Annotated in this window: 23 protein-coding genes, 1 pseudogene and 2 riboswitches; of the genes and pseudogenes, 8 read left to right on the top strand and 16 right to left on the bottom strand. The window is 65.8% G+C overall.

Annotated elements, in window-relative coordinates; genetic code table 11:
- Positions 1-112: 112 nt before the first annotated feature.
- The 9 genes from fdhD to FYJ92_RS03600 all read right to left on the bottom strand — a co-directional run bounded on the left by fdhD (position 113) and on the right by FYJ92_RS03600 (position 8,223).
- The gene (gene fdhD / locus FYJ92_RS03640; RefSeq protein WP_185262642.1) at positions 113-982 is read right to left on the bottom strand and encodes a formate dehydrogenase accessory sulfurtransferase FdhD; all 870 of its coding nucleotides are present in this window, start codon (positions 980-982) and stop codon (positions 113-115) included.
- 126 nt (positions 983-1,108) lie between these two features.
- Positions 1,109-2,500, bottom strand: coding sequence for a molybdopterin molybdotransferase MoeA (locus FYJ92_RS03635; protein WP_370526126.1), 1,392 nt, complete (start codon positions 2,498-2,500; stop codon positions 1,109-1,111).
- Between the two features lie 10 nt (positions 2,501-2,510).
- Complete coding sequence (locus tag FYJ92_RS03630) at positions 2,511-2,804, bottom strand: DUF6457 domain-containing protein (protein WP_185262640.1); 294 nt, start codon at positions 2,802-2,804, stop codon at positions 2,511-2,513.
- Entirely contained in the window at positions 2,801-3,523 is a 723-nt protein-coding gene (locus FYJ92_RS03625) for an NTP transferase domain-containing protein (RefSeq protein ID WP_185262639.1), read from the bottom strand. Before FYJ92_RS03625 ends, FYJ92_RS03630 begins: the two co-directional genes overlap by 4 nt.
- Before the next feature lie 60 nt (positions 3,524-3,583).
- Positions 3,584-4,084: an HNH endonuclease gene (locus tag FYJ92_RS03620; protein WP_185262638.1), complete on the bottom strand. Its 501-nt coding sequence runs from the start codon at positions 4,082-4,084 to the stop codon at positions 3,584-3,586.
- Positions 4,085-4,320: 236 nt separating this feature from the next.
- Positions 4,321-5,079 (bottom strand): NlpC/P60 family protein, encoded by a 759-nt coding sequence (locus FYJ92_RS03615; RefSeq protein ID WP_185262637.1) that lies wholly within the window; start codon positions 5,077-5,079, stop codon positions 4,321-4,323.
- A gap of 171 nt (positions 5,080-5,250) precedes the next feature.
- Positions 5,251-5,943: a C40 family peptidase gene (locus FYJ92_RS03610; protein ID WP_255482291.1), complete on the bottom strand. Its 693-nt coding sequence runs from the start codon at positions 5,941-5,943 to the stop codon at positions 5,251-5,253.
- 70 nt (positions 5,944-6,013) lie between these two features.
- Positions 6,014-6,176: riboswitch (cyclic di-AMP (ydaO/yuaA leader) on the bottom strand.
- Between the two features lie 148 nt (positions 6,177-6,324).
- Positions 6,325-7,149: a M23 family metallopeptidase gene (locus FYJ92_RS03605; protein ID WP_185262635.1), complete on the bottom strand. Its 825-nt coding sequence runs from the start codon at positions 7,147-7,149 to the stop codon at positions 6,325-6,327.
- A gap of 3 nt (positions 7,150-7,152) precedes the next feature.
- Positions 7,153-7,396, bottom strand: a riboswitch (cyclic di-AMP (ydaO/yuaA leader).
- 131 nt (positions 7,397-7,527) lie between these two features.
- Positions 7,528-8,223, bottom strand: coding sequence for a metal-dependent transcriptional regulator (locus FYJ92_RS03600; RefSeq protein WP_185262634.1), 696 nt, complete (start codon positions 8,221-8,223; stop codon positions 7,528-7,530).
- A gap of 276 nt (positions 8,224-8,499) precedes the next feature.
- On the opposite strand from FYJ92_RS03600, the gene serC reads away from it, so the two are divergent.
- On the top strand, positions 8,500-9,630 hold the full coding sequence (gene serC / locus FYJ92_RS03595) for a phosphoserine transaminase (protein WP_185262633.1): 1,131 nt from the start codon (positions 8,500-8,502) through the stop codon (positions 9,628-9,630).
- A 25-nt stretch (positions 9,631-9,655) separates the two neighbouring features.
- On the opposite strand, the gene FYJ92_RS03590 is transcribed toward serC, so the two are convergent.
- The 3 genes from FYJ92_RS03590 to FYJ92_RS03580 are packed head-to-tail and all read right to left on the bottom strand — an operon-like array spanning position 9,656 to position 11,992.
- The gene (locus FYJ92_RS03590; protein WP_185262632.1) at positions 9,656-10,990 is read right to left on the bottom strand and encodes an MFS transporter; all 1,335 of its coding nucleotides are present in this window, start codon (positions 10,988-10,990) and stop codon (positions 9,656-9,658) included.
- Between the two features lie 45 nt (positions 10,991-11,035).
- Positions 11,036-11,599: a DUF3027 domain-containing protein gene (locus tag FYJ92_RS03585; RefSeq protein ID WP_185262631.1), complete on the bottom strand. Its 564-nt coding sequence runs from the start codon at positions 11,597-11,599 to the stop codon at positions 11,036-11,038.
- A gap of 9 nt (positions 11,600-11,608) precedes the next feature.
- Positions 11,609-11,992: a cold-shock protein gene (locus FYJ92_RS03580; protein WP_056347308.1), complete on the bottom strand. Its 384-nt coding sequence runs from the start codon at positions 11,990-11,992 to the stop codon at positions 11,609-11,611.
- Positions 11,993-12,237: 245 nt separating this feature from the next.
- On the opposite strand from FYJ92_RS03580, the gene FYJ92_RS03575 reads away from it, so the two are divergent.
- The 6 genes from FYJ92_RS03575 to FYJ92_RS03550 all read left to right on the top strand — a co-directional run bounded on the left by FYJ92_RS03575 (position 12,238) and on the right by FYJ92_RS03550 (position 19,406).
- A complete protein-coding gene (locus FYJ92_RS03575; protein WP_185262630.1) occupies positions 12,238-12,471 on the top strand; it encodes a hypothetical protein in 234 nt (77 codons plus the stop codon).
- Between the two features lie 10 nt (positions 12,472-12,481).
- A complete protein-coding gene (locus tag FYJ92_RS03570) occupies positions 12,482-14,971 on the top strand; it encodes a helicase-associated domain-containing protein (RefSeq protein ID WP_185262629.1) in 2,490 nt (829 codons plus the stop codon).
- Positions 14,972-14,984: 13 nt separating this feature from the next.
- Entirely contained in the window at positions 14,985-16,628 is a 1,644-nt protein-coding gene (locus FYJ92_RS03565; protein WP_185262628.1) for a DNA repair helicase XPB, read from the top strand.
- A gap of 117 nt (positions 16,629-16,745) precedes the next feature.
- Positions 16,746-17,456, top strand: a complete 711-nt coding sequence (locus FYJ92_RS03560; RefSeq protein WP_160677858.1) for a response regulator transcription factor — start codon at positions 16,746-16,748, stop codon at positions 17,454-17,456.
- Between the two features lie 2 nt (positions 17,457-17,458).
- Entirely contained in the window at positions 17,459-19,009 is a 1,551-nt protein-coding gene (locus FYJ92_RS03555) for a HAMP domain-containing sensor histidine kinase (RefSeq protein WP_185262627.1), read from the top strand.
- 109 nt (positions 19,010-19,118) lie between these two features.
- On the top strand, positions 19,119-19,406 hold the full coding sequence (locus tag FYJ92_RS03550; RefSeq protein WP_058932786.1) for a WXG100 family type VII secretion target: 288 nt from the start codon (positions 19,119-19,121) through the stop codon (positions 19,404-19,406).
- 21 nt (positions 19,407-19,427) lie between these two features.
- Here the strand turns inward: FYJ92_RS03550 and FYJ92_RS03545 are convergent, their stop codons facing one another.
- Positions 19,428-20,489: a ribonuclease HI family protein gene (locus FYJ92_RS03545; protein WP_185262626.1), complete on the bottom strand. Its 1,062-nt coding sequence runs from the start codon at positions 20,487-20,489 to the stop codon at positions 19,428-19,430.
- A 211-nt stretch (positions 20,490-20,700) separates the two neighbouring features.
- On the opposite strand from FYJ92_RS03545, the pseudogene FYJ92_RS19270 reads away from it, so the two are divergent.
- Positions 20,701-22,010 (top strand): annotated as a pseudogene (locus tag FYJ92_RS19270) (ABC transporter substrate-binding protein).
- A 76-nt stretch (positions 22,011-22,086) separates the two neighbouring features.
- Here the strand turns inward: FYJ92_RS19270 and groL are convergent.
- The 3 genes from groL to FYJ92_RS03525 all read right to left on the bottom strand — a co-directional run bounded on the left by groL (position 22,087) and on the right by FYJ92_RS03525 (position 25,489).
- Entirely contained in the window at positions 22,087-23,715 is a 1,629-nt protein-coding gene (gene groL, locus FYJ92_RS03535) for a chaperonin GroEL (RefSeq protein WP_058929984.1), read from the bottom strand.
- Between the two features lie 290 nt (positions 23,716-24,005).
- Positions 24,006-25,271, bottom strand: coding sequence for an ABC transporter substrate-binding protein (locus tag FYJ92_RS03530; RefSeq protein WP_255482288.1), 1,266 nt, complete (start codon positions 25,269-25,271; stop codon positions 24,006-24,008).
- Positions 25,272-25,282: 11 nt separating this feature from the next.
- Positions 25,283-25,489 (bottom strand): cold-shock protein, encoded by a 207-nt coding sequence (locus tag FYJ92_RS03525; RefSeq protein ID WP_185262624.1) that lies wholly within the window; start codon positions 25,487-25,489, stop codon positions 25,283-25,285.
- Positions 25,490-25,544 lie beyond the last annotated feature (55 nt).

Genomic DNA, 25,544 nt, shown 5'->3' with positions numbered 1-25,544 from the left:
GCCAAGCGTCACGGGAAATCTCCGCCGAAGAGGCCGGCGCCGTTGTTATCCCGGCGCGTTCGCGCCTAATTCGGCCGTATCCTCCCCGGGAACCGGCCCCGGAACCTGCGCGCTAAACGTGCGGGACGGGCAGCGTAATCCTGCCCTGCCCGGCGTAGACATTCAGGCTCGTACCCCGGCTGAATCCTGCCAGGGTCATGCCACTGGCCTCCGCCAGCTCCACAGCAAGGCTCGACGGCGCACTCACTGCCGCCAGTACGGGAATACCCGCCAGCGCTGCCTTCTGGACGAGTTCAAACGATGCGCGGCCCGAGACCTGCAGCACCAGCCCGGTCAGCGGAAGCAACCGCTCCCGCAGGGCCCAGCCCACTACCTTGTCCACGGCGTTGTGGCGTCCCACATCCTCGCGGAGGCACAAGAGCTCCACGCCGCCGTCGTCCGTTATGCGGAAGAGGCCCGCGGCGTGCACTCCGCCGGTGACGTCAAAAACGTCCTGGGCTTCGCGGAGCCGTCCTGGCAGGGAAGCCAGCACATGGGCGGGCACGGTCAATGGATCCGCCGCGGGGCTGAAATGGGAGGACTTGCGCACTGCCTCGATCGAGTCCGTGCCGCAGATGCCGCAGGAACTTGAGGTGAAGACGTTCCGTCCTTTCGCAGGGAGTTCTACGTCGGGCCGCAGCTGGGCTTCCACCACGTTGAACGTCTGGACGCCGTCTTCGTCCTCGCCGGCGCAGAACCGAAGCGATACCAGCTGCTCGGGAGCCCAGATGATCCCCTCGGACACCAGGAAGCCTGCCACCAGGTCAAAGTCGTCCCCGGGCGTCCGCATGGTCACCGAGAATGACAGCGGACCGATCCGGATTTCCAGCGGCTCTTCGACCGCGAGGACGTCCTCGCGGTGGCGGACCGGGAACTCAAGGGCATTGGGCGAGCCATCCAAAACGTACTTGTGCACCTTGCGGCGCTGCGTCACGCGCCCCATCAGCGAACCGCCAGACTGTCTCGAAGGGCCCTGTGGACGTTCCGGACCTGCCGGCTGGCGCTGTTCATAGGTCCATCATTGCACCACTGGCCGGGCTGTGGCGTACGGGATTCCGCAGCACGGCGCCTAGCCAAGCAGGGCACTCCAGTCCACCGGACCGGCGGGCTTCGCAGTGTCCTTGCCAGCTGCCCGGGTGGCTGGTTTCGCGGCGGACCTGCTCTTGGTCTTACTGCCCGGCTGCTCGGGCGCGGGCACCGGCGGTCCCCACGGCAAGGCAAACGCCGGGACGGGTTCGCCCAGCTGTACCCCATGCGGCGGAACAACCATCACCCCGTGCGCCGATGCCAGTCCGCGCATCATCCCGGGACCCGTGTGCTTGGCCGGTGACGCCATCCCGTACAGAAGCCGGAAGGGCATCAGCCTGGTCCGGCCCGGTTCAGCCTCGATGGTGGTCCCGCACGGGACCTCCTGCACCGGCGGCATGGTGCCGTGGCCCAGCGCGGCCAGCAGCGGTTCGCCCACCGTGGACAGTGCCATCATGGCGGCCAGCGGGTTTCCGGGGAGCCCCAGGACAAAGCGACCGTCGGGGAGTTCGGCCAGGACAGCGGGATGGCCGGGGCGCATGGCGATGCCGTCGATGACCAGCCGCCCGCCCAGTTCAGCAACGGCCCGGCGGAGGTGATCGGTGTCCGAGACGCCCGTACCGCCGGTGGTGATCACGACGTCGGCCGGCAGCGCGGAGGGGTCCGGAACCTCGGGTGGGAGGTCCGCCAGACCGTCCAGCCACTCAGCGTAAGAGTCGCCGATCCGTTCCTGGCCGCCGTTGATGCCGCCAAGCATTTCCACAACGGCGGCGAGCTGCGGACCGAAGGTGTCCCGGACCTGTCCCGGGACCGGCAGCCCCTGGGCTACAACTTCGGAGCCGGTCAGCAGGAGCTTAACCACCGGCTTGCCCCGGACCAGCAGGTCATCATGCCCGGCCAGGGCCGCGACCGCCAGGTGGGCCGGGTTCAGTGTTACCCCGGCCTTGACCAGCACGGCTCCCGCGGCGGCTTCCTCGCCGGCCTTCCTGATGTGCTGGCCGTTCCCGGGCTCGCCGGGGCGGGCGGCGCCACCGGTCATCAGCAGCGGCAGGCCGTCGTCGTCCGTTCCAAGCACTGCACTTTCGCTGCGCAGGACAGCTTTGGCCCCGGGCGGGATCAGTCCGCCGGTGACGATGGGGCTGGCCTGGTGGGGTGCCAGCCGCTGGCCGGCCTCTGCCACGATCCACGGACCGCTGCCGTTGACGGCCCAGCCGTCCATCGCAGACGACGCGTAGTGCGGCATGTCGTGCAACGCAGTGATGTCGCTGGCCAGGACCCTGGCCAGGGCCTGACCTAGGGGAACCCGGCCCGGCGGAATCGGGGTGGCGATATCAAAAGCGGCCTTGCGCGCCTCCTCCCAGGTGTGGGCAAGGTGCTTTGCCGGGGCTGCCTGCTGCTCGGGATTTTCGGATACGTCGCCGGGGGCGGCGGTCACTGAACGGGAGTCATTCGACGGGGGTCCCGGCAGATTCGGCGTCATAGTCAGCAGCGAGGGTGCGGGCACGGTCCATGGCGGCGGTCATCGCGGCAGCGTTCGTAGCCTGTCCCGATCCTGCAGCGAGGCCGGCGGCGAATCCGGCAATAAAGGTGGTGAGCGGGGCGGCCGGGCGGACCACTGAGTGTGCTGCCACGCCGGCCAGCGACAGAATGGTGTTGACGTCGATCTGGACGTCCTCCAGTTCATACGCCTGGAGCAAGGACCTGCACCACTCTTCCAGCGTCTCTTCCTGGCTTTTCACGCTCTGCCTCCCAAATCGTTTGCGGCAGTGTTGCCCCGGAGCCCGCTCAGGGGATCCGAACCGGCCACACCAAGTGCTGCGGCATCGTCCCAGGTGTCCACGTCAGCCGTGGAGCCGGCCGGAACGGCGACAAGCTGCACGTCCAGACTAGCAAGGAGTGCCCGCACCGACCCGTTGATTAAGCGTCCTGCGGTTTCCAGCTGGGTGACGGATCGTTGTAGCCCGACTGTGCTATAAAAGCCAACCAGCGGCTGGCTACGGCCATCCTCCGAGACGGCCACCACGCCGTCCGGTTCCAGGCCCGCCTGCTTACCTCCGGCAGGTCCTGCGCCCGGTCCTCGTGAACGCAACGCAGCCTTCAGCGCAGCCACCGCCTGCCCCACGTTGGGCATGTCGCAGGCCAGCACCAGCGTCAGCGCGGGGCGGCTGCCGCCCGCAGCGGCCAGGGCCGCCAGCCCGGCCGCAATCGCAGCCGCAGGCCCGCTAAACGGCGGCTCCTCGCGGCAGCGCAGAAACCCGGCCGGCACTTCCCAGCCAAGCATTTCCGCGGTGGCCGGCCCAACCACGACGGCGGCCCGGGCTCCCCCGGCAGCGGCCACGGAGCGGTTCAACAGGGAGTCGCCGTCGTACGTCAGGCTCTGCTTGGGCACGCCACCGAGCCGCGACGAACGGCCGCCGGCGAGGATGACAGCATCGAAGTCGAGGGGGTCAGTGTCCACCCTCCCAGCCTAACTGTGCGGGCTGGAATACTGTGCGGAGCTGGAACTAGAGGCCAGAGTTCAGGCGGCCCGTTCCGGCAGCAGGAACGGGTCCCAGGCCGGCGTCGGCTTCTCAAGTTCTTTGATCTGCCAGATGGTGCCATGCGGCGGTTCCGGAACAAACCTGAGCTTCCAGCCCATTTCAGCCGGCGTGTGGTCGCCCTTGGTGTTGTTGCACCGGAGGCACGCGGCCACCAGGTTCTCCCAGGAGTCGGCGCCGCCACGTGATTTGGGCTGCACATGGTCGATAGTGTGGGCACCTTTGCCGCAATACGCGCACCGGTGACCGTCCCGCCGCAGCACCCCGCGGCGGCTGACCGGGGTGCCCTGGTTGTATCTGGGGCGGATGTAGCGGTTCAGGAGAATCACGGACGGGCGGCCCAGGATCTCCTGCGGTCCCACTACAGGGTCATCGCCTTCGGCAATAACACTGGCCTTGCCCGTGAGCACAAGCACCAGCGCCCGGCGGAAGGTGACCACCGCCAGCGGTTCATATCCAGCATTCAGAACGAGAGTGCGCATGCACGTACCTCTTCGTGGCCGCACCCGTCAGGGGCACGAGGGCCGGCTGCCCCCGGCATATCCGGGCTATGGATCGACACCACAAGAGTAAACAAAGAATCCCGGGATCAACTAATTTCGGCCGTAGCAGCAGTCACGTGTCGGACCGGGACACGCGTCCGGGTCGCTGCGGCGGCCCTACAACAACAAAGGACCCCAGCCGTGAGGCAGAGGTCCTTTGAAGATCGACTTCGGTGCTAGGACACGCGGATGTAAACCGGTCCTGAACCAACGTTGGCGCTGAACACAACAGTCTGGTTTCCGTTGTAGCCGCCGTGAACGGCCTGGCCGTTGCCGGCGTAGACGGCAATGTGGGCAACGCCCGCGCCGCCGTCGGCGTAGTAGAGCAGGTCGCCGGGCTGAGCCTCGGCGGCACTCACGGTCTTACCCAGGGAAAGGTAGCCGGCGGGCCAGCCGTGGTAGTTGATACCCACGGCGGCCAGGGCGTTGGTCACCAGCATGGTGCAGTCCTGGCTGACGCCGAGCTGTGCGTAAGCGGCGGACAGGATGCCAGCACCCTTGCCGCTGGCAGCGACCGGAGCCGTGGGAGCAGCCGGAGCTGCCGACGCTACCTTTACGGTTGCCGCGGCCTTGGCCGGAGCCGGAGCCGGAGCCGGAGCTTCGACAACGGGCGCCGGAGCCTCAACAGGAGCCGGAGTGGTGGTCACGGCAGGCTTCTCGTACGAGATGGCAATGGTGGAGGCGGCCGAAATGATGGCCGGCGCGGAAACCCCAACCTCAAGGTTCGAAGCGGAAGCAGCTTCACGCTGGACTCCGGAGTCTGCCGCGTTCGCAGCGATACCACTGGTCAGGACAAGGCCGGAAGCAGCAGCGATAACCGCGGCCTGGCGGCCCATGCCGCCGGCGTTGTCGCCGACAGCCTTGGCAATGACAGCCAGCGAGTTGGTCTTGGTGACCTCGGCGCGGTGCCGTGCAGCAGTTGCACGTGTAGTCATTAATTTCTCTCTTTCGTTTTCCTCAGGACCGCGTGGGCAGACCAAGGGCTTTGGACGCGCCGGCATCTTGGGGGTACGCCGGCACGCCCCGAACGGGGATTTAGCGAAAAGTTTCCAGCGAAGAATCGATCCCGTCAGCACAGGGCTGCAGGAACTGCTGGATGGCAGGAACTACGGGGCCAGCGTGAAGAACGCGGAGGAGCCCGTGGATGCCACGGAGTGGAGCAGGGTGCCCTGTGACGGGTTAAGTGCGCTGATCATCATGCCGTTGCCGACGTAAATGCCAACGTGGGCGCCGCCATTCTGCATAACCAGGTCACCGGGAGCCGGTGTGGCGGTGGGCCGCATGGCTGTCCAGGCATTGGTGCGGGGAATGCTGATGCCGGCCTGGGCGTAGACCCACTGCGTGAAGCCTGAGCAGTCCCAGCCATTGGGAGTGGTGCCGCCCCAGACGTAGGGGCGGCCGATACCGGTGTAGGCAAGTGCTGCCAGACCCGAAGCGGCGGCTGAGGAGACAGTGTCAGCGAGCTTGGAGGCGTCAGCGAGCTTGGAGGCCGCGGCCTCGGTTGCCACAGCACCCTGAGCCCCGGTTTCGGAGGCCGTGGACTGCGCACGGACCGTTTCAACCTTCGGTGCCGGCGTGGTCTTGATCACGGGGCGCTCGAAGGAAACGGTAGCCGTGGGCGCCGCAGTTACGGCAAGTGCCGTCTGCGCGGAACCGGACTCGGTAGAGGCGGAAACACCGGCGGTGGTATCCGCGGCGTTGGCCGGAAGCCCCATGCTCAGGATCAGACCTGATGCAGCTGCGATAACAGCAGCCTGGCGACCTACGGTCCCGGCGTTGGCACTGACTGCCTTGGACACGGGGCCCAAGGGGTTGGTGCGAACCGGTTGTGCGCGGTGGCGCGCAGAATTATGGCGTGAAGACACGAAGGTAGCCTCTCCCAATGCCTGCGAGGTGAGCTGTCGGATTCGGATGGGAGTCACCCGGCCGCTCTGCTTCACAGTGGAAGCTTTGCGACTTAACCCCAAGGCCTTCAGAATCGAAGACCAAAATTGGTTCCCCCGCCCCTGCCAGACGATGTCATGCGAACGGACCTTGAGCGGTGGCAGAGCTAGGCAATCCACTCAAGAACGTCAACTTCGGAAAAGTTGACGCGCTTTAAACGTTACAGGAGTTCCGCGCCAATGTCACATTCAGGTCACGGCACGTCGCGGCGATTCGAGAGTTTGCCATCATTTGGTTCAGAGCCAGCCGCTGGGGTCAACGACTTCGCCGTTGACCTGGACCTCGAAGTGGAGGTGGCAGCCCGTGGACGCGCCCGTGGTGCCGCTGAGGGCAACCACATCGCCGCGACTGACCGTCTGGCCCACCTTGACGCTGGCGGAGGAGAGGTGGTTGTACGTGGTTTCAAGGCCATTGCCGTGATCCACCACCACGCGGTTGCCGCCGCCGTACTGGTGCCAGCCAGCGAAGGTCACGGTGCCGCTGGCAGCAGCCAGGACAGAGGTTCCGCACTGCGCGGCGAAGTCCTGGCCACGGTGGAAGTCGCCGGAGCCGCCGGTGATGGGGCTGACCCGGAATCCGAAGGGAGAGACTGTAGCCAGCTGGGCCAGCGGCGAGCCGAGGCTTCCGGCAGAGGCGGCGCGGGTGATGGATCCCGCGGACTGGGCGCTCAGCAGCTGCTTCAGTTTGCCGTCGGGATCACCTTGGGTAACCACGGACGAGCGGCTGAAATCAATTTGGGCGGCGGCTTCGGCAGTGACTTCAGGCTGCGGAGCAGCGGAAACGGCAGACGCGGCCTGGCCGGGTGCCGGAGTTGCCATCACGGGGCCGGTCACGGGAACCGTCACGGTGAGAGCCAGGCCTGTTGCTGCCAAGGCGATGCCGGCCTTCTGGCCAAGGCCACTGGCAGCGGCGAAATCCGTCATCTGCCGGAAGGGTCCCCGGCGGCGTCGTGCTTCCCGCTGTGGATCGCGGGGCCTCTCCGCAGTGAAATCCTCGGCCACTCTGGGCGCCGAAGCGGGACCCACCGCGCGACGGCGGCCCCTGGAGTATTGCGTGGTCAAGAATGTTCCTCTCTGGATAGCCTGCGAAGTTAGCTGTCGGATTCGGGTCAGAGAGTTCAAAGACCCGGTCCGCCATAACAAGCACTTGGCGCAGAGATATCCCGTGAGGATCCTTCGCTGGAAGAGGCTTGCTGCTGACGGACTTCACCCCAAGGCAGTCTTGCGACTACCGGTTGTGGTTCCCCCGCCTCTGCCAGTTGGTGATTCGTGCACCTGATCCGCTGGCAGAGCTCGGCTCCGGATCAGGTAACGCTTTTGTATCGACGCTGAGTTCCAACTATAGGCGATTAACTTGGGCAGTAACAATTCCGTTATATTTGCGGAACCTGGCGTCACTGCGCTATAGCGCGGCCCCAACGCGAGGAGGCCGCCGTCCCGTCAGCGGACGGAAACGAAGACGTGCGATGCCACTTCCGGGGGCAGCTCGAGCGCCCCTTCTATGCCCGGAACCCGCACGGAAATGTACTCCCCCACGCGCTCCAGGGACACCGAGGCGCCGGGCCTGATTCCGCCTTCGTCCAGCTGGACCAGCAGCTCAGGCTCCACCTGAATGGGCTCGGCCAACCGGCTGACCGTTACGTTCGACGCCGGCCCGTAGCCCTGCATCGCATCCAGGAGATTAATCACTCCGGCATCAGGCAGTGCCGACGCCGGCCCGCCCAGGGCCGCCAGCCCGGGGATGGGATTGCCGTAGGGAGAATCGGTGGGGTGGTTGAGCAATTCGTAGATGCGCTGCTCAACGCGTTCACTCATTACGTGCTCCCAGCGGCACGCCTCATCGTGAACGTAGGCCCAGTCCAGGCCAATCACATCCGCCAGGAGCCGTTCCGCCAGCCTGTGCTTGCGCATCACTTCCGTGGCGCGCTTCCGCCCGGCCTCGGTCAGTTCCAGGTGGCGGTCTCCGGAGACCACCACCAGTCCGTCGCGTTCCATCCGGCCGATGGTTTGGGACACCGTGGGGCCGGAATGCCGCAGCCGTTCGGCGATGCGCGCGCGAAGGGCAACGATGTTCTCTTCTTCAAGCTCCAAAATGGTCCGAAGATACATCTCCGTAGTATCGATCAGATCCGTCATCCAGCTCAGCTCCTCGAGCGCAGTACGTTGCGTTGTCCCACCGTATCGCGTCCAGCAGCGGCGAGGTCCGGTAAAAAGCTTAGCCTATTTTGAACTTGTCCGGATAATCCCCGGACGGGGCCCGATGGTCTCATTGGCCGGACTATGACGGTGCCGGTTCCCGCCCAATCGAGGGGTTCAGGCAGAATAAAGGAGGTCCTTAATGCAGTCACTGCCGACTACCGGCCACCCCACCGTCCGGACGTGAGCGACGTCCATGCCGAAATTGGAGCCCCCGTGAGCGAAACCAGCATCACTATTCCTGCCGACCTCCTGCCAAAGGACGGACGGTTCGGCGCAGGACCGTCCAAGGTCAGGCCGGAGCAGCTCGAGGCGCTCTCAGCGGCGTCCAAGACCATCCTGGGCACCTCCCACCGCCAGGCTCCCGTCAAGAACCTCGTAGGCTCCGTCCGCGAAGGCCTCAGCCAGTTCTTCCGTGCCCCCGAAGGCTACGAAGTGGTCCTCGGTGTCGGCGGCTCTACCGCATTCTGGGACGTCGCCAGCTTCGGCCTGGTGGACAAGAAGGCCCAGCACCTGTCCTTCGGCGAGTTCGGCTCCAAGTTCGCCTCGGCCACCAACAAGGCCCCGTTCCTGGACGCCTCCTCCATCATCACGTCCGAGCCGGGCACTCGCCCGGTATCGGCCGCCGAAGCAGGCGTGGATGTCTACGCCTGGCCACAGAACGAAACCTCCACCGGCGTCGCGGCTCCGGTCAAGCGCGTTGCAGGCGCCGATTCCGGTTCCCTGGTCCTGGTGGACGCCACCTCTGCAGCCGGCGGCCTGGACGTGGACGTCTCCGAGGCCGATGTCTACTACTTCGCCCCGCAGAAGAACTTCGCGTCCGACGGCGGCCTGTGGCTGGGCCTCTTCTCCCCCGCCGCGCTGGAACGCGCCGCCCGGATCAAGGCCAGCGGCCGCTGGATCCCGGATTTCCTGGACCTCCAGACCGCCATCGACAACTCCAAGCTGAACCAGACCTACAACACGCCGTCGCTCACCACCCTGGTAACCCTCGACGCGCAGGTGCAGTGGCTCAACGCCAGCGGCGGCCTGGACTTCGCGTCAGCCCGCACCGCTGACTCCGCCGGCCGGATCTACTCCTGGGCCGCGGCCTCCGAGTACGCCACGCCGTTTGTGGCCAAGGCGGAAGACCGTTCCAACGTCATCGCCACCATCGACTTCGACGACTCGATCGACGCCGCCGCGATCGCCAAGGTGCTGCGCGCCAACGGGATCATGGACACCGAGCCGTACCGCAAGCTGGGCCGCAACCAGCTCCGGATCGCGACGTTTGTGGCCATCGAGCCGGCTGATGTCACTGCGCTGCTGGCAAGCATTGATTACGTGGTGGGCGAGCTGCGCAAGTAGCGCTCTCGCGCGGTGAGGCCAGCTGTCAGCGTCCAACGGCGTCGTCCGGGTTTTCGTCCCTGGCGGCGCCGTTTGTGTTGTCCCCCGGTTGTTGGATGCCCAGATGCGAGACGACGCCGAAGTACCGCAGGCCGCGGGCGCGCCGGTTGAAGGTGATCCGGAGCTGCTGGGCGCGGATGATCCAGAGCATTCCGATCACGGCGGCGATGATCCCGGACGCGGCCGCCACGGAAAGGGACCACCGGGGGCCAGCGACGTTGGCCACCCATCCCACCAGCGGGGCGCCTATGGGTGTGCCGCCCATAAAGATGGCCATGTACAGGGCCATGACCCTGCCCCGCATGACGGGATCGGTGGTGGTCTGGACGTAGCCGTTGGCGCTGGTCATCATGGTGATCGCGGACAGGCCCACCGGCACCAGCGCGACGCCGAACCAGAAGTAGTTCGGGGCGAGCGCCGCCAGCCCCGACGACACGCCAAAGGCAGCCGCCGCGCCGAAGATCATCCGAAGGCGGGGTTTGCCGCGGCCGGCGGAGAGCAGCGCGCCCGCCACGGACCCGATGGCCATGATGGAATTCATAAGCCCGAAGGCGCTGGCGTCCAGCCCGAACTCCGTGCCCACCATCGCGGCGATGAACAGTACGAAGTTAAGCCCGAGTGTGCCCACGATGAACACGGCTACGAGGACCACCAGAATGTCCGGCCGGAACCGGACGTAGCGCAGCCCTTCCCTGATGCGGCCCTTGCCCGGGGCCGCCCGGGGAAGCCGGCGCAGCGACGCGGAGGGGATTTTCCACAGGCTTAGGAGCATGGCCAGGAACGTGGCGGTATTGATCAGGAACACCCAGCCAGGACCTACAGCCACGGTGAGCACGCCGGCCACGGCGGGTCCGATCATGCGGGCGACATTGAAGGAGGCGCTGTTCAGGGCCACGGCGTTGGGCAGGTAGTCGTCCCGCACTAGTTCAGAAACGAAGGTCTGGCGGACCGGGGCATCGAGCGCGGACACCATGCCCAGCAGCAGGGCAAAGCCGTAGACGTGCCACAGCTGGCCGGCGCCGAGCACCACCAGGATGCCCAGGCCGGCGCTCAGGAGCGCCATCATTGACTGCGTCATGATCAGCAGCTGCCGGCGGCTGTACCGGTCAGCCACGAGGCCGGCGATGGGCGCCAGGAACAGCTGTGGTCCCAGCTGCAGCGCCATGGTGATGCCCATGGCTCCGGCGTCGTGCTCGGTGAGGTGGTCAAACACCAGCCAGTCCTGGGCCGTCCGCTGCATCCAGGTTCCGATGTTGGAAACCAGTGCGCCGATGAACCAGATCCGGTAGTTGAGGATGTGCAGGGATTTGAAGGTGGACATCAGTGCCGGCCTTCACGGTTCTCAACCCCGCGCATTCTCAACTGCCTAGTCAGCCTCGCCGGCGGGTTCGTCGTCCTCGGCGTCTTCGTCCTTGGACCCGGTTGCGTCGGCCTGTGAAGCCTCGGCCGGCGAAGCGTCGGCCTGCGAAGTGTCCGGCTCCGAAGCGACAGCAACAGCAGCGCGCGGTTCCTCTTCCTCTGCCGCCTGCGCATCCTCGGGACGGACGCGCTCTGCCCACGGCACCCACTCCGGGGAAAGGATGGAATCCTCCGACGGCAGGAGGCCAAGCTCGCTGACCGTGACCACCTTGGAGCGGGAGTTCCTGGTCAGGACCGCATACCACTGCCAGCCGTCGTAGCCGGCCATTTTTGATTCGAAGAGGTGGGTGACCAGGCGGTCGCCCTCACTTCTGGCAGCCAGGTGCGCACCGATGTCCGACGCCGCCGTGATGCCTTCGATGGCGGTCCGCGCCTCGCCAACGGCAGCAGCGAGGAAGGCGTCCGGCTTGCCGGTCCGCCACACGGGCACGCCGGTACGGCGCTTGGCCTCGGCTTTGGCGCCCACCGTCTCCGGTGCCGTGGTGTCCGGCAGTTCAGCTTCCGCGTTCATGGCCAAGACCTAAACGTCCAGCTCGTCGGCAACCTTACGCAGGGCAGCCGCGATGGCCTTGCCCTTGTTGCCTTCCGGGTACTTGCCCGCGGACAGGGTTCCAGAAAGGTTGTCCAGCACGCTGACCAGGTCCTGGACGAGCGGCGCGAGGTCCCGGGCGCTGGGCCGCTTGGCCTTGGCGATGGACGGCGTTTTGTCCAGGACGCGCAGGCCCAGGGCCTGCGCACCCTTGCGGCCGTCGGCAACGCCGAACTCAACGCGTGTGCCTGCCTTCAGCTCCGTAATGCCTTCGGGCAGCGATGATTTGGGCAGGAAGACTTCCTGGCCGTCCTCGCCTGCGAGGAATCCGAAACCTTTTTCCTTGTCATACCACTTGACCTTGCCGGTAGGCACGTAATCAACCTTCTTCGTTCTGACGTCTTCTGACACGGCCGGCAGTCACCGCATCCGCACTGATGTGCGGGTTCAGGGTATGACAGCAACGGACCGTGTTGGTCTGTTCCTCAAGGTTATCCTGCCGGGACCCGGAATCCTGCTTTCACGCACGCATCCTCCCGCCGCCTGCCGCGGCTGCGGGCCCGCGGCTCACGGCCGCCTGTGGCGCCACCACCGGTCACCCGGCTGTTAGCGTTACCTGCATGACACCCTCGCGATACCGGCGCCCACTGATGATCTGCGCAGCGGTTGTTGCCATGCTTTCCCTCGTGGCGGTGGGCGCAGTCATGGCGCTGGCCTTCGCAGGCTCCGCTGCTCCGGCCTGGGTCACCGCCGCCGCCTTGTACGGGTTGCCTGTGGCGTTCCTGCTGATGCTTTTCCTGGTGCTGGACAGCGTGGCCGGCCGGCGCAGGGCAGGAAAGTCCAGCGGGCGGTAACGTTGGACTGATGTCCCTTATCCGCGCGCTCAGCAAAGAACTGGAAGCACGCAGCGATGACTCGTTGCGGGCGCTCTTCGCAGCGCGGCCGGACCTTATGTCCCCCGCGGTTCCTGACTTTTCAGCCCTGGCCGCCCGGGCAAGCGCGCGGGTCAGCGTCCAGCGTGCGCTCGAACGGCTGAACAGGCCGCAGATGCAGGTGCTGGAAACCCTGCATCTGTGCACCAACACGGACACCGAACACAGCGCATCTGCGGCGGGCGTCCGGAAACTCATTGCAGGATCCACGGTGGCGGCGCTGGAACGCATCCTGGCCTCGCTCCAGGAACTGGCTTTGGTGCACCGGGCCGAGCCGCCGAATGGAACGGCGGCTTCGGGCCATCGGCAGCGCTACTACCTGCCGGTGGGAAGCCTCAAGGACGTGGTGGGAATCTATCCTGCGGGGCTGGGGCGCAGCTACACCGAGCTGGTCAGGCTTCAGCCCGCGTTTGCCCAGCGAGTAGTCCAGCTCGTTGCGGAGCTGCACCGAAGCGGCGTCTCCATCCAGAACGCCACCACCCCCATGGAGGCAGCCCTGGCGCTACAGCATTGGACATCCTCGCCCGAGGCACTCAGCGCGGCTCTGGCCGGAGCCCCGGAACGCACGACGGCGTTGCTCGCCAAATTCCGCAACTGGGCCATGGGTGCCGTCCCCCAGGCGCAACGGAAAGCGTCGGTCTCGAACCAGGGCGCCGACGTCGGGCCCGTGGACTGGCTCCTGGCCCGCGGCCTGCTGGTCCCCTTGGACGCCGCGCACGTGGAACTTCCGCACAGCGTGGGGCTGTCGCTGCGTGGCGGCGCCATCATCAATGACTTTTCCCTTTCCCCTCCGGTTCCGGAGCTGGGCAGCACTACCGCCGCACTTCGCCGGAACGCGGCGCTGGGCGCCATCGCTGAAACCCTCCGGCTGGTGGGTGATCTGCTCCATGCCGTCCGCGAACAGCCGCTGGCCACGCTGCGAAGCGGCGGCGTAGGCGTCCGGGAAATGAAGCGGCTGGCCGAGACGCTGCGCATCGACCAGCACCGGGCGGGCCTGCTGCTGGAGATCAGCGCCCTCTCCGGCCTGTTGCGCCTTGATGTGGACTCGTCCTCCTGGGTGCAGCCCCCGCAGCTGGAGTGGCTGTCCCTCCCCCGCCAGGAGCAGTGGCTGTGGCTGGTCAACGCCTGGCTCGCGAGCGAGCGTGTGCCCTCACTCGTGGGTCAGCCCGTTACCGGCCCGGGCGGCGTTCCCGCCGTGCACCGTGCCGTGGCCGGGAATACCGTCAATGCCCTTTCAGCGGAAGCGCAGCGGCCGGATGCCCCGGTGGTCAGGAAGCGGATCCTGGAAATTCTGGAGGAGCTCACGCAGGAAGCTGCCGCTGCGGACGGCACGGCGCCGGTCCTCGACGCCGCGGCAGTGCTCCAGCGGGCTGAATGGACGCAGCCGCGGATGGCCCGCCGGTTCAGTTCCCTGATCAGGGGTGTGCTGGCCGAAGCAGAGCTGCTGGGATTGATCGGCTCCGGTGCGTTGAGCCAGCTGGGCAGCGCCATTGCCGAGGACAATCCGGACGAGGCCCTGGGCATCCTGGGCGAGCACCTGCCCGCGGCGCTGAACCACGTCCTGCTCCAGGCGGACCTGACGGCAGTTGCCCCGGGTTACCTGGCTCCGGAGCTGGCGGAAAAGCTGTTGGTGATGGCCGACGCCGAGGGGCAGGGGCCCGCCACCATCTACCGGTTCTCCGCCAACTCGGTCCGGCGCGCCCTGGATGCCGGGCATGACGCATCGAGCCTGCTGGAGTTCCTGCGTGAGCACTCGGCCACGGCAGTGCCCCAACCCCTGGAATACCTGGTGGAGGACACCGCGTCCCGGCACGGCCGGCTCCGGGTGGGAACTGCCGCCAGCTTTATCCAAAGCGATGATGAGGCAACGGTGCTGGAGCTGGCGGCGGAGTCCAAGGCAGCCGGGTTGGGTCTGGCCCGGATTGCGCCGACCGTGCTGATCTCCACTGCTCCGCCGCGGGAAACGGCGCAGGTCCTGCGCGGACTGGGCCTCTCGCCGTCGGTGGATCAGGCCCAGCCCGGAGTGGTCCGGCTCCGCCGCACCACCGGCGTTCCGGGCAGCACCCGCCCCGTCTACACAGCGCCGCGGACCGCGCCAGCGGAGGACGACGTCGCCGCGCAGCTCGCCGTCCTGCGGAACGGGCGGCCCGAAGCCAACGGAAACCACCCACCTGCAGTGCCGGGTACCGGCGAAGCCACAACCCAGCTTGGCCTGGAGACCCTGCAGCGGGCTATCCGGCTTAAGCAGCGCGTGAGCATGAACGTAGTGGACAGCCAGGGGAATTGCTGCCTGGAGACAGTTGTTCCCATCTCCGTAACCGGCGGACGCGTCAGGGTCTTCGATCCTGTCAAGGAAACCGAGCGGGTGCTCTCCATCCACCGCATTATCGATATCGAGGCCGCAGAAGAACTGCGCCAGTGAAGGACGCCCCCGCGTGAACGACGGCCCGCTGATCGTCCAAAGTGACAAAACCATCCTGCTCGAAGTGGACCACGAACTGGCTACCGAGGCGCGCCACGCGATCGCCCCCTTCGCCGAACTGGAGCGCGCTCCGGAGCACATGCACAGCTACCGCCTGACCCCCTTGGGCCTGTGGAACGCGCGCGCCGCCGGTTTGGACGCGGAGAAGGTCCTGGACACCCTGCTCAAATACTCGCGGTTCCCGGTACCGCATTCGCTGCTGATCGACGTCGAAGAGACCATGTCCCGGTACGGGCGGCTGCGCCTGGAGAAGGACCCACAGCACGGCCTGGTGATGCGCACGGACGACTACCCGGTGTTGGAAGAGGTCATCCGGGCCAAAAAAATCCAGCCCTTGCTGGGGCCTCGGATCGACGGCGAAACCATTGTGGTCCACTCCTCACAGCGCGGCCAGCTCAAGCAGCTGCTCCTGAAAATCGGCTGGCCGGCGGAGGATCTGGCCGGCTATGTGGACGGCACACCCCACCTGATCGCCCTGAACGAGGACGGCTGGAAGCTCCGCCCGTACCAGCAGCTCGCCACCGAGAATTTCTGGGCCGGCGGCAGCGGCGTGGTGGTGCTGCCCTGCGGAGCAGGAAAGACCCTGGTCGGTGCCGCGGCCATGGCCACGAGTTCCACCACAACCCTCATCCTGGTGACGAACACCGTGGCCGCCCGGCAATGGAAGGACGAACTGCTCAAGCGGACGTCCTTGACGGAGGATGAAATCGGCGAGTACTCGGGCGCGGTCAAGGAAGTCCGGCCGGTCACCATCGCCACGTACCAGGTCCTCACCACCAAGCGCGGTGGCCTCTACCCGCATCTGGAGCTCGTGGACGGCCACGACTGGGGCCTGATCATCTATGACGAAGTCCATCTCCTGCCGGCTCCGATCTTCCGGATGACCGCGGACCTACAGGCGCGCCGCCGGCTGGGCCTCACCGCAACTCTGGTCCGCGAGGACGGCCGCGAAGGCGAGGTCTTCAGCCTGATTGGACCCAAACGGTATGACGCGCCGTGGAAGGACATCGAAGCGCAGGGTTACATCGCTCCCGCGGACTGCGTGGAGGTCCGCATTGACCTGCCCCGGGACGAACGCGTGGCCTACGCCATGGCCGAGGACGCGGACAAGTACCGGCTGTGCGCCACGTCCGAGTCCAAGACCCTGATCGTGGAACAGCTGGTGGCACGTCACCTTGGCGAGCAGCTGCTGGTGATCGGGCAATACATTGACCAGCTGGACGAGATCGGCGAGCGCCTGCAGGCTCCCGTCATCAAGGGCGACACCTCCGTCAAGGAACGGCAGAAACTCTTCGATGCCTTCCGTGCCGGTGACGTGAACACCCTGGTGGTGTCCAAGGTGGCCAACTTCTCCATCGACCTGCCGGAGGCCTCGGTGGCCATCCAGGTTTCGGGTTCTTTCGGGTCGCGGCAGGAGGAAGCCCAGCGGCTGGGCCGGCTGCTGCGCCCCAAGAAGGACGGCCGGGCGGCCCGCTTCTACTCGTTGGTGGCCCGGGACACCCTGGACCAGGATTTCGCGGCCAAGCGGCAGCGCTTCCTGGCTGAGCAGGGGTATGCCTACCGGATCATGGACGCCAAGGATGTCGGCGCCGGCTAGAAGGTCGCCCGGTGTTACCGGCTGACGGTCCGGGTTGCCACCACCACGAGCAGACTCCCCATGGAACACCCACCATCCATCCAGAAAACTCACAGTTTCTGGGAGCATGATGGGAGCATGAAGAAGACCGGCCCAGAAGCCAAGCTGCTAGTTGTTGATGACGAACCCAACATCCGCGAGCTGCTGTCCACCTCGCTCCGCTTCGCAGGCTTTGAGGTGGTCTCTGCCGCCAACGGCCGCGACGCGCTGGCCGCCGCCGAACTCCACACACCCGATCTGGCGGTACTGGACGTGATGTTGCCGGACATGGATGGCTTCACCGTCACCCGCAAGCTGCGGGCTTCGGGCAAGCACTTCCCGGTCCTGTTCCTTACGGCGAAGGACGACACCGAGGACAAGGTCACCGGGCTCACGGTGGGCGGGGACGACTATGTCACCAAGCCGTTCAGCCTGGACGAAGTAGTGGCCCGGATCCGCGCGGTCCTGCGCCGGACCCAGCCCATGCTCGACGACGACGCCGTGATCCGGGTGGACGACCTGGAGCTCGACGACGACGCCCACGAGGTGCGCCGCGGCGGCACCGTAATTGAACTGTCCCCCACGGAATTCAAGCTCCTCCGCTACCTCATGCTGAACCCGAACCGGGTGCTGTCGAAATCCCAGATCCTTGACCACGTCTGGGAGTACAACTTCAATGGCGACGCCTCGATCGTGGAGTCCTACATCTCCTACCTCCGGCGCAAGGTGGACATTGATCCGGACGCACCGGCCCTGATCCAGACCAAACGCGGAGTGGGCTACGTGCTCCGGACGGCAGAGAAGCGCTGACCTTGCTGCAGCGGTGGAAATCGGCCTCGCTGAGGTCCCAGCTGGTGGCCATGATCATGGCACTGCTGATTGTTGCGCTGACTGCGACCGGTGCCGGCACCCTGACGCTGCTGCACAGCTACCTCCAGGCACAGGTGGATGACAAGCTGTACGCCGCCGTCGACCTCGCCAGCAAGCAGCGCTCGTTCACCCAGCTGCAGGCTCCCACCAACCCGATGGTACCCACTGACTACTCGCTGATCCTTTACACCCCCGGTGGGGAGCCCCAGCTGTTGGGCGGCAATCCGGATGACCACCCCGACATCTCAACCATCTCCGTTGAGGACGCCCAGGACAGGGGCGCGCGTCCTTACCAGGTGCGCGGCACGGACGGCCACAACTGGCGGGTGGTCGCGGTGACCGTGCTCTATATCGGCCAACCCGCTGTTGTTGTCATCGGATTGCCGCTGCAAAGTGTGGACGATGTCCTCAAGCACGCCACCCTGGTGGTCACCGGCGTCGGCCTGCTCACCCTGCTGCTGGCCTCCCTGATCGCCAGTTGGACCGTGTCGCGGTCGTTCCGGCCACTGGCCAAGGTGGAAAGGACCGCGGCCGCGATCGCCGCCGGCGACCTTTCCAGGCGTGTGGACGTCGAGAATCCCGGCACCGAAGTGGGGCGGCTCGGCAGTTCGCTGAACGCCATGCTGGCGCACATCGAGACGGCCTTCGCCGCCCGGACAGCCTCCGAAGGCAGAATGCGCCGGTTCGCAGCAGACGCCTCCCACGAGCTGCGTACCCCCCTCGTGACCATCAGGGGTTTCTCCGAGCTCTACCGCCATGGCGCGCTGGCCACCGACGATGACGTGGCCACGGCCATGGGGCGGATCGAAAGCGAAGCCAAACGGATGGGTTCAATGGTGGAGGACCTGCTCCTGCTGGCGCGCCTGGACGAACAGCGTCCGCTACAGCAAAAGCCCGTCGACCTGCAGCTGATCGCCCACGACGCGGTGGTGGACACACAGGCAAGCGACCGCTTTCGTCCCATCTCCCTGACCGGCCTTGGTGACGAACGGGCCGCACCCGCTCCCGTGCTCGGTGACGAAGCAAAACTGCGACAGGTGGTGGGGAACCTCGTGGGGAACGCCCTGCGCTACACCCCGGACGGCAGCCCGATCGAACTCGCCGTCGGGGTCCGGACCTCCGACGGCGGGCAGCCGCTCGCCGTAATCGAGGTGCGGGACCATGGCCCCGGCATTTCAGAAGAGGATGCGTCCAAGGTGTTCGAGCGTTTCTATCGGGCGGACACGTCCCGGACGCGTGAAACCGGCGGCAGCGGCCTGGGGCTCGCGATTGTCGCGGCCATCGTGGGATCGCACGGCGGGTCCGTCCGGGTGGAAACGACCGACGGCGGCGGGGCTACCTTGGTGGTCAGCCTGCCTGTCAGGGACGACGCCACAGACGAGGCTCCGTCCGGCGATGAGCACCTACTGGACGCGACTCCGGGCTGGACGTCCGCCCAGCATGGCGATCCTCTGGACGGAGGCCACGGCGACGGCAAGGTTATCCACATATAGCCATGGAGCGTGGCGCGCGGGCAGTGCCCGTCCGTAGGCTCGCTGTAGTGGCCCGGAGCAGCCGGGCGGGCAGCATATGCTGTCCCACTACTTCGAGAGGCAGCTAGCCATGAGCATCATTTCCGTCGACACCGAACTCCTTCAGCTCAAGTCGGCCAACGTCAAAGCAACCGTGGACCGGATCAGCTCGGACGTCCAGACCATGAAGCGGGGCCTGGACGAACTGCAGTCCACCTGGCGGGGCTCGGCTGCCAACAACTTCCAGGCCCTGGTGACCGAGTGGACCCTCACCCAGGGCAAGGTGGAGGCGTCACTGGCATCCATCAACATGGCCCTGGCATCGGCAGCGTCCACCTACGCCCAGGCCGAGCAGGGCAACACCCAACGCTTCAGCTGAGTCCGCGGCCGAAAGTGCGCTCTAGGCCTCCGGCGTACCCTGGCGGAACCGGAGCCGCCACCTGTTGCCGTCCAAGACCCACAGTGAGCTATGGAGAGCCGTGCCTGGGCGCGAGTAGCTTCGGCACGTCAGCAGGATCGCGCTGGTGCCGATGCGGTCCGCACCCAGGATCTCCAGCTCGGCGTGCTGCACTGGTTCCTCTTCGAGCGCCATCATCGTGGCGTCACGGGTCCAGACTCTGCCCGACGTTCCGATCTCCATGAAATCAGGGTGGAGGAGGACGCCGGTACGGCCGATGTCGCCACGGATGTCGGGGCCCGACAATTCGCGTTCGAGGGCCTCGACGATCGCCTCGGGGCTCATCTCAGCCCCGGCGGACTCCGCCGGGATGAACGATTCGCTCTCCAGTTCGCTGAAGAGGTCCGGCTCGTCGTAGGGGTCTTGATTCAAGAGGTCCTGGCCGTACGAGCCCTGACCGCCGGCGACAGCACCGCCGGCGACTGTGGTGGCCGCCTGCAGGCTGGCTGCAGTGACGGCGTCGGGGCCGGCCAGCGCAGCGACTGCCCCGGAGCTGACGGCAACGCGGCTATCAACTGCTGGGCCAACTGCGTCCGGGGCTCCAGCGAAGCCTGGGCCTGACCGCGCTGCCACACCCTGCTGGTACGCGGTGGCAGCGGCACGCGCGCGGACATCGGCTGCCTCATTGAGGTCGTGGCCGGCGTGGCCTTTGACCCATTCGAAGGTGTATTTCCGGCCGGCGATTTCCCGGTCAAGTTCCTTGAGCAGCTCCACGTTCAGGACGGGTTTGCCGTCGGCCTTCCGCCAGCCCTTGCGTTTCCACCCTGGCATCCACTTTGTGATGGAGTTGATCACGTACTGGCTGTCGCAGAGAACCCTCAGGTCCTCTTCCGGGACGTGCGCGGTGGCACGGAACAGATCCAGCACAGCCATTAGCTCGCCCTGGTTGTTGGTGCCGTGCGGCCATCCCCCGGCGCGCCAGCAGTCGTCGTTCACATACCAGGCCCAACCGGCCGGGCCGGGATTTCCTAGAGCCGAACCGTCGGCCGCTGCAGTAATTGTCACGGAACCATCCTGCCAGACACCGCCGACAACCGGTTCAGCCAGCATCCGGGAAACCGCTTACCGCAAAGTCTTGACGACGAAGTCGAAGCGCGGCAGAATCGGAATCCTGACCGGGAAAGCGCTTTCTCAGTCGAAGCTTCCCCGCCGGCACCGATGCCGTCACGGGAACCCGAGCGCGGTGGACCTCCACCCTTTTGAGGAAGGCACATCAATGAAGATTCAGGCCATCAGCCGCAGGAGATTCCAGTTCGGCGCAGTCGCCATCGCTGTCTCACTGCTCGCCACAGGCTGCGGTGCACCCGCCGGCTCCAGTGAAAGCAGCGAAGTCACCCTGCGGTTCGCCTGGTGGGGCAACGAGTACCTCAACGCGCAAACAGAGAAAGTCATCGACGCGTTCGAGGCCGAACATCCGAACATCAAGATCGAATCCGCGCCGGGCGAATGGGCCAGCTACTGGGACAAGCTGGCCACCACCACCGCTGCCAATGACGCACCGGATGTCATCCAGATGGATCAGAAATACATCGCCGAATACGGTGGCCGGGGGCACTGCTGGACCTGTCCAAACAGAGCGGGATCGACACCTCCAAGCTGGACAAGGAATCCTTGGCGTCCGGCCAGTACAACGACGCACAGTACGGGTTGAGCGCCGGGAAGAACGCCTAGGTCATCATGGCGAACACCAAGGTCTTCGAGGCAGCAAACGTGCCGGTCCCCGACGACTCCACCTGGACCTGGGACGACTTCATGGACACCGCCGGGAAACTCAGCGCGGCCGGTGACGGAAGGAGCTACGGCGCGGCCTATGGCAGCAACGAGGCAGACCTCATCATTTGGCTTCGGCAGCACGGCGCGAACCTCTACTCCCAGGACGGGAAACTGGATTTCGACACCGCTACGGCCGCTGCGTTCTGGGAGCGGCTGAAGGAGCAGCGCGATTCCAAGGCAAGTCTGCCGGCCTCTGTGGCCACCGAGGACTCCGGCGCTGGGCTTGAGGAGAGTCTGTTCGGCACGAACCGGGTGGGTATGGCCTGGTGGTGGACCAACCAGCTGGGATCGCTGGAAACCACCACAGGCAGCAGCCTCAGGATGCTCCGCGCCCCCAGTACCGACGGAAAGTCTGCGGACAACGGCATGTACTACAAGCCCACCATGTTCTGGTCCGCGTCCTCACGGTCCAAGCACCCGGAAGCAGCCGCAACCTTTATCAATTACCTGGCCAACAGCCCCGCCGCAGGCGCCATCCTTATGACAGACCGCGGAGTCCCGAGCAACTCTGAGATCGTCAAGGGCATCACCCCTGCCCTCAAGCCGGCAGACACCACCGTGGTGGCCTTCCTGAAGGCCATTGCGCCGGACATAGCCGACGCACCTCCCGTCCCGCCGGTGGGTGCCGGTAGCGTCCAGAACGTCATCAAGCGGTTCACCGATGAAGTCCTGTACAACCGGATGACTCCGCAGACGGCCGCCGAAGCGTTCAAGAAGGAAGTCGAAGGAATGCTGGCCACGGCCCGCAAGTAGTGGAAATAGATGCGGCCCCCTCCAGTGGAGGGGGCCGCATCATTGTTTGCGCGGAACGTGGTCCGGGCGCTGGGGACTAGAAGCCGCCCATGCCGCCCATGTCGTCGCCGCCACCCATGGCCGGAGCGTTCTTCTCCGGCTTGTCAGCCACAACGGCCTCGGTGGTGAGGAACAGACCGGCAATGGATGCCGCGTTCTGCAGGGCAGAGCGGGTTACCTTGACCGGGTCGTTGATGCCGGCAGCCAGCAGGTCGACGTATTCGCCGGTTGCTGCGTTCAGGCCGTGGCCTGCAGGCAGGCCGCGGACCTTGTCGACAACAACGCCAGGCTCGAGGCCGGCGTTGAAAGCGATCTGCTTCAGCGGGGCGTCGATGGCAACACGGACGATGTTCGCACCGGTTGCTTCGTCACCTGTCAGGTTCAGGTTCGCGAACGCCTTGGCGCCGGCCTGGATCAGCGCAACGCCGCCACCGGCGACGATGCCTTCTTCAACAGCAGCCTTCGCGTTGCGGACAGCGTCCTCAATGCGGTGCTTGCGTTCCTTAAGCTCAACTTCGGTTGCGGCACCGGCCTTGATGACTGCAACGCCGCCGGCCAGCTTGGCCAGGCGTTCCTGCAGCTTCTCGCGGTCGTAGTCCGAATCGGAGTTTTCGATCTCGGCACGGATCTGGGAAACGCGGCCAGCGATCTGGTCGGCGTCGCCGGCACCTTCAACGATGGTGGTCTCGTCCTTGGTGACAACAACCTTGCGGGCGCGTCCCAGGAGTTCCAGTCCGGCGGTCTCCAGCTTGAGTCCGACTTCCTCGGCGATGACCTGGCCACCGGTGAGTACAGCGATGTCGGCCAGCTGGGCCTTGCGGCGGTCGCCGAAGCCCGGAGCCTTGACGGCAACGGACTTGAAGGTGCCGCGGATCTTGTTGACGATCAGGGTGGCCAGGGCCTCACCCTCGATGTCCTCGGCAATGATCAGCAGCGGCTTGTTGGACTGCATGACCTTTTCCAGGACAGCAACCAGTTCCTTGACGTTGGAGATCTTGGAGTTGACGATCAGGATGTACGGGTCCTCAAGGACCGTTTCCTGGCGCTCAGTATCGGTCACAAAGTAAGCGGAGATGTAACCCTTGTCGAAGCGCATGCCTTCGGTGAGCTCGAGCTCCAGGCCGAAGGTGTTGGACTCCTCGACGGTGATGACGCCTTCTTTGCCCACCTTGTCGAGGGCTTCAGCGATCAGTGCGCCAATTTCGTCGTCACCGGCGGAGATGGAGGCAGTAGCCGCAATCTCTTCCTTGGTTTCGATTTCCTTGGCGGAGGCCAGCAGCTCAACCGTGACGGCCGCTACAGCCTTCTCGATACCGCGCTTGAGGGACAGCGGGTCAGCGCCGGCCGCGACGTTGCGCAGGCCTTCCTTGACAAGTGCCTGCGCCAGCACGGTAGCCGTGGTGGTTCCGTCGCCTGCGACGTCGTCCGTCTTCTTGGCAACTTCCTTGACCAGCTCGGCGCCGATCTTTTCGTAAGGGTCGTCCAGCTCGATCTCCTTGGCGATGGAAACACCATCGTTAGTGATCGTGGGGGCGCCCCACTTCTTTTCGAGGACGACGTTGCGTCCACGCGGGCCGAGGGTGACCTTGACGGCGTCGGCGAGGATGTTCAGGCCCCGCTCAAGACCGCGGCGTGCCTCTTCATCAAATGCAATGATCTTGGCCATAACGGCAGTAGTCCTTTCGGGACAGTCGTTAAGAATGAACCTCACTGCAGTGCCCGCGACGGACGATCCTTCACCGGCGGCCTCTGTATGCCGCGGCCGGGGATCTCACTCCAGCTAGGTATTTCTCTCGCTCCACGACCGCCACCAAGCTCCGATGCCGGAAAACCGGACGTTGCTTTAGCAGTCGGTACGTAAGAGTGCTAACTCAATAATTAGCACTCCCTAGGTGAGAGTGCAAGCGAAAGGCCCCGCAAATCGCGCCGTCAGGGCGCCCTGTTCGCCACCGGCGATCAGCCTGCTGCCCGGCCTGCAGTCTCACGGCCGGTGAGCACCGCCCTGTTGTCTGCGCCGTAGGTGAACACCATGTAGTTGGCCGTGGTGATGTCACCGTTGGCGTCGAAGGCAACCGGCCCCGATTCGCCGTCGTAATTAATGCCGGCCCCGGTCTTCAGGACCCCGAGGCAATCGGTGTAGGACAGGCACGGCTTGGTGGCCGGGCCAGAGGCCTGCGCGGCGGGCTGCCCGCCTGCTGTCCCGCCGGAGACGGCGATCAGGTTGGCGGCGATGGAACGGCCGGCATCGTCGTCAGCCTTTGCTGCGGCCAGGGCCGCGAGGTTCACGGCGTCGTAGGTCTCTGCGGCGAACGAAAGGTCTTTCAGTGCAGGGTTGACCGCCACAAGACGGGCTTGGAAGTCTGCGGACGGCAACAGACCCGGCACCACGGCACGGGCGCCGTCGAGGGCCTTGGATCCCAGCCCCGAACCGTACTGGGCGAAAGCGCCGTCGCTCAGGATGATGCTCTTGCCCCGGAGCCCTGCGTTATTGAGCTCTGCGAGGGCACCCTGGGCGTCGTCCCTGGCGATCAGCACTACCGCGTCAGGTGAGGCGGCCTTGGCAGCGGCTGCCGCGTCCCCGGCGTCGCCGGGCTTGAAGGCGGTGGTGGAGACGGTGTCCAGGCCGGCGTTCTTGGCGGCGCCGGCCACCGCGGCAGCTACGTCTTTTCCGTAGCCAGAGTCCTGGTGGACCACGGCAAGGCTCTTGGCACCGCCTTCCTTGGCCAATTTCACCAGCACCGATGCCTGGGCAACGTCCGCAGCCGCCGTCCTGAAGTAATAGCCGCCGCTCTTGTAACGGGACAGGCCGGCAGCGGAGTTGGCCGGCGAGAGGAGCGGGACGCGCGCAGCCGAGAGGACATCGATGGCGGCGGCGGCGTGGCTCGAATCGGTCGGTCCGATCACCACATCAACTCTGGCTGAGGCCAGATGCCTGGCCTGGGCATCGGCGCCATCGCCGGCGCCCACCACCAGATCAACAGGCCTGCCCTTGTGGCCCCCGGCCGCATTGATTTCCTTGATGGCCAGTTGGGCCGCAGCGAGCTGTGAGTCGTTGAGGAAGGCCTGCTTCCCCGCGCTGTCCTGGATCAGCCCGATCCGCAGCGTGCCGTCACCGGATGCTTCAGCGGATTCAACGCGTGCATTGCCGCCCGACCCGGCGCAGCCAGCCAGGGCCAGCAGGAGGGCCGCCCCTGTAGTTGTGCGGACGATTGTTGAGCGCAAGCTGCGGTGGATCACTGAGCGGGCCGGACGTTTTCTGCCTGGGGGCCTTTCTCGCCTTCGCCGACCTCAAGCTCGACGCGCTGGCCTTCATCCAGGGCCCGGTAACCTTCGCCCTCGATGGCCGACCAGTGCACAAAGACATCGCCCCCGGAGCCGTCCACCGTAATAAAGCCGTAGCCCTTTTCGGCGTTGAACCACTTAACCGTTCCCAATGCCATGATGTCCGCTCTTTTCCGTCGTGCCGCCGGTCCCCGTCGGGAGTGTGCCGCTTGT

The sequence above is a fragment of the Pseudarthrobacter sp. NBSH8 genome, assembly GCF_014217545.1.
GTDB lineage: Bacteria > Actinomycetota > Actinomycetes > Actinomycetales > Micrococcaceae > Arthrobacter.
The sequence above is the reverse complement of the archived record's forward strand: the minus strand, read 5'-3'. Positions and strand labels throughout refer to the sequence as shown.

What these genes read in the sequence shown, in the direction of transcription:
- FYJ92_RS03620 (WP_185262638.1), bottom strand. Translation starts at nt 4,084, where the DNA reads ATGCGCACTCTCGTTCTGAATGCTGGATATGAACCGCTGGCGGTGGTC.
- FYJ92_RS03615 (WP_185262637.1), bottom strand. Translation starts at nt 5,079, where the DNA reads ATGACTACACGTGCAACTGCTGCACGGCACCGCGCCGAGGTCACCAAG.
- FYJ92_RS03575 (WP_185262630.1), top strand. Translation starts at nt 12,238, where the DNA reads ATGACACCCTCGCGATACCGGCGCCCACTGATGATCTGCGCAGCGGTT.
- FYJ92_RS03525 (WP_185262624.1), bottom strand. Translation starts at nt 25,489, where the DNA reads ATGGCATTGGGAACGGTTAAGTGGTTCAACGCCGAAAAGGGCTACGGC.
- FYJ92_RS03600 (WP_185262634.1), bottom strand. Translation starts at nt 8,223, where the DNA reads ATGACGGATCTGATCGATACTACGGAGATGTATCTTCGGACCATTTTG.
- FYJ92_RS03570 (WP_185262629.1), top strand. Translation starts at nt 12,482, where the DNA reads ATGTCCCTTATCCGCGCGCTCAGCAAAGAACTGGAAGCACGCAGCGAT.
- FYJ92_RS03560 (WP_160677858.1), top strand. Translation starts at nt 16,746, where the DNA reads ATGAAGAAGACCGGCCCAGAAGCCAAGCTGCTAGTTGTTGATGACGAA.
- groL (WP_058929984.1), bottom strand. Translation starts at nt 23,715, where the DNA reads ATGGCCAAGATCATTGCATTTGATGAAGAGGCACGCCGCGGTCTTGAG.
- FYJ92_RS03550 (WP_058932786.1), top strand. Translation starts at nt 19,119, where the DNA reads ATGAGCATCATTTCCGTCGACACCGAACTCCTTCAGCTCAAGTCGGCC.
- fdhD (WP_185262642.1), bottom strand. Translation starts at nt 982, where the DNA reads ATGGGGCGCGTGACGCAGCGCCGCAAGGTGCACAAGTACGTTTTGGAT.
- FYJ92_RS03585 (WP_185262631.1), bottom strand. Translation starts at nt 11,599, where the DNA reads ATGAACGCGGAAGCTGAACTGCCGGACACCACGGCACCGGAGACGGTG.
- FYJ92_RS03590 (WP_185262632.1), bottom strand. Translation starts at nt 10,990, where the DNA reads ATGTCCACCTTCAAATCCCTGCACATCCTCAACTACCGGATCTGGTTC.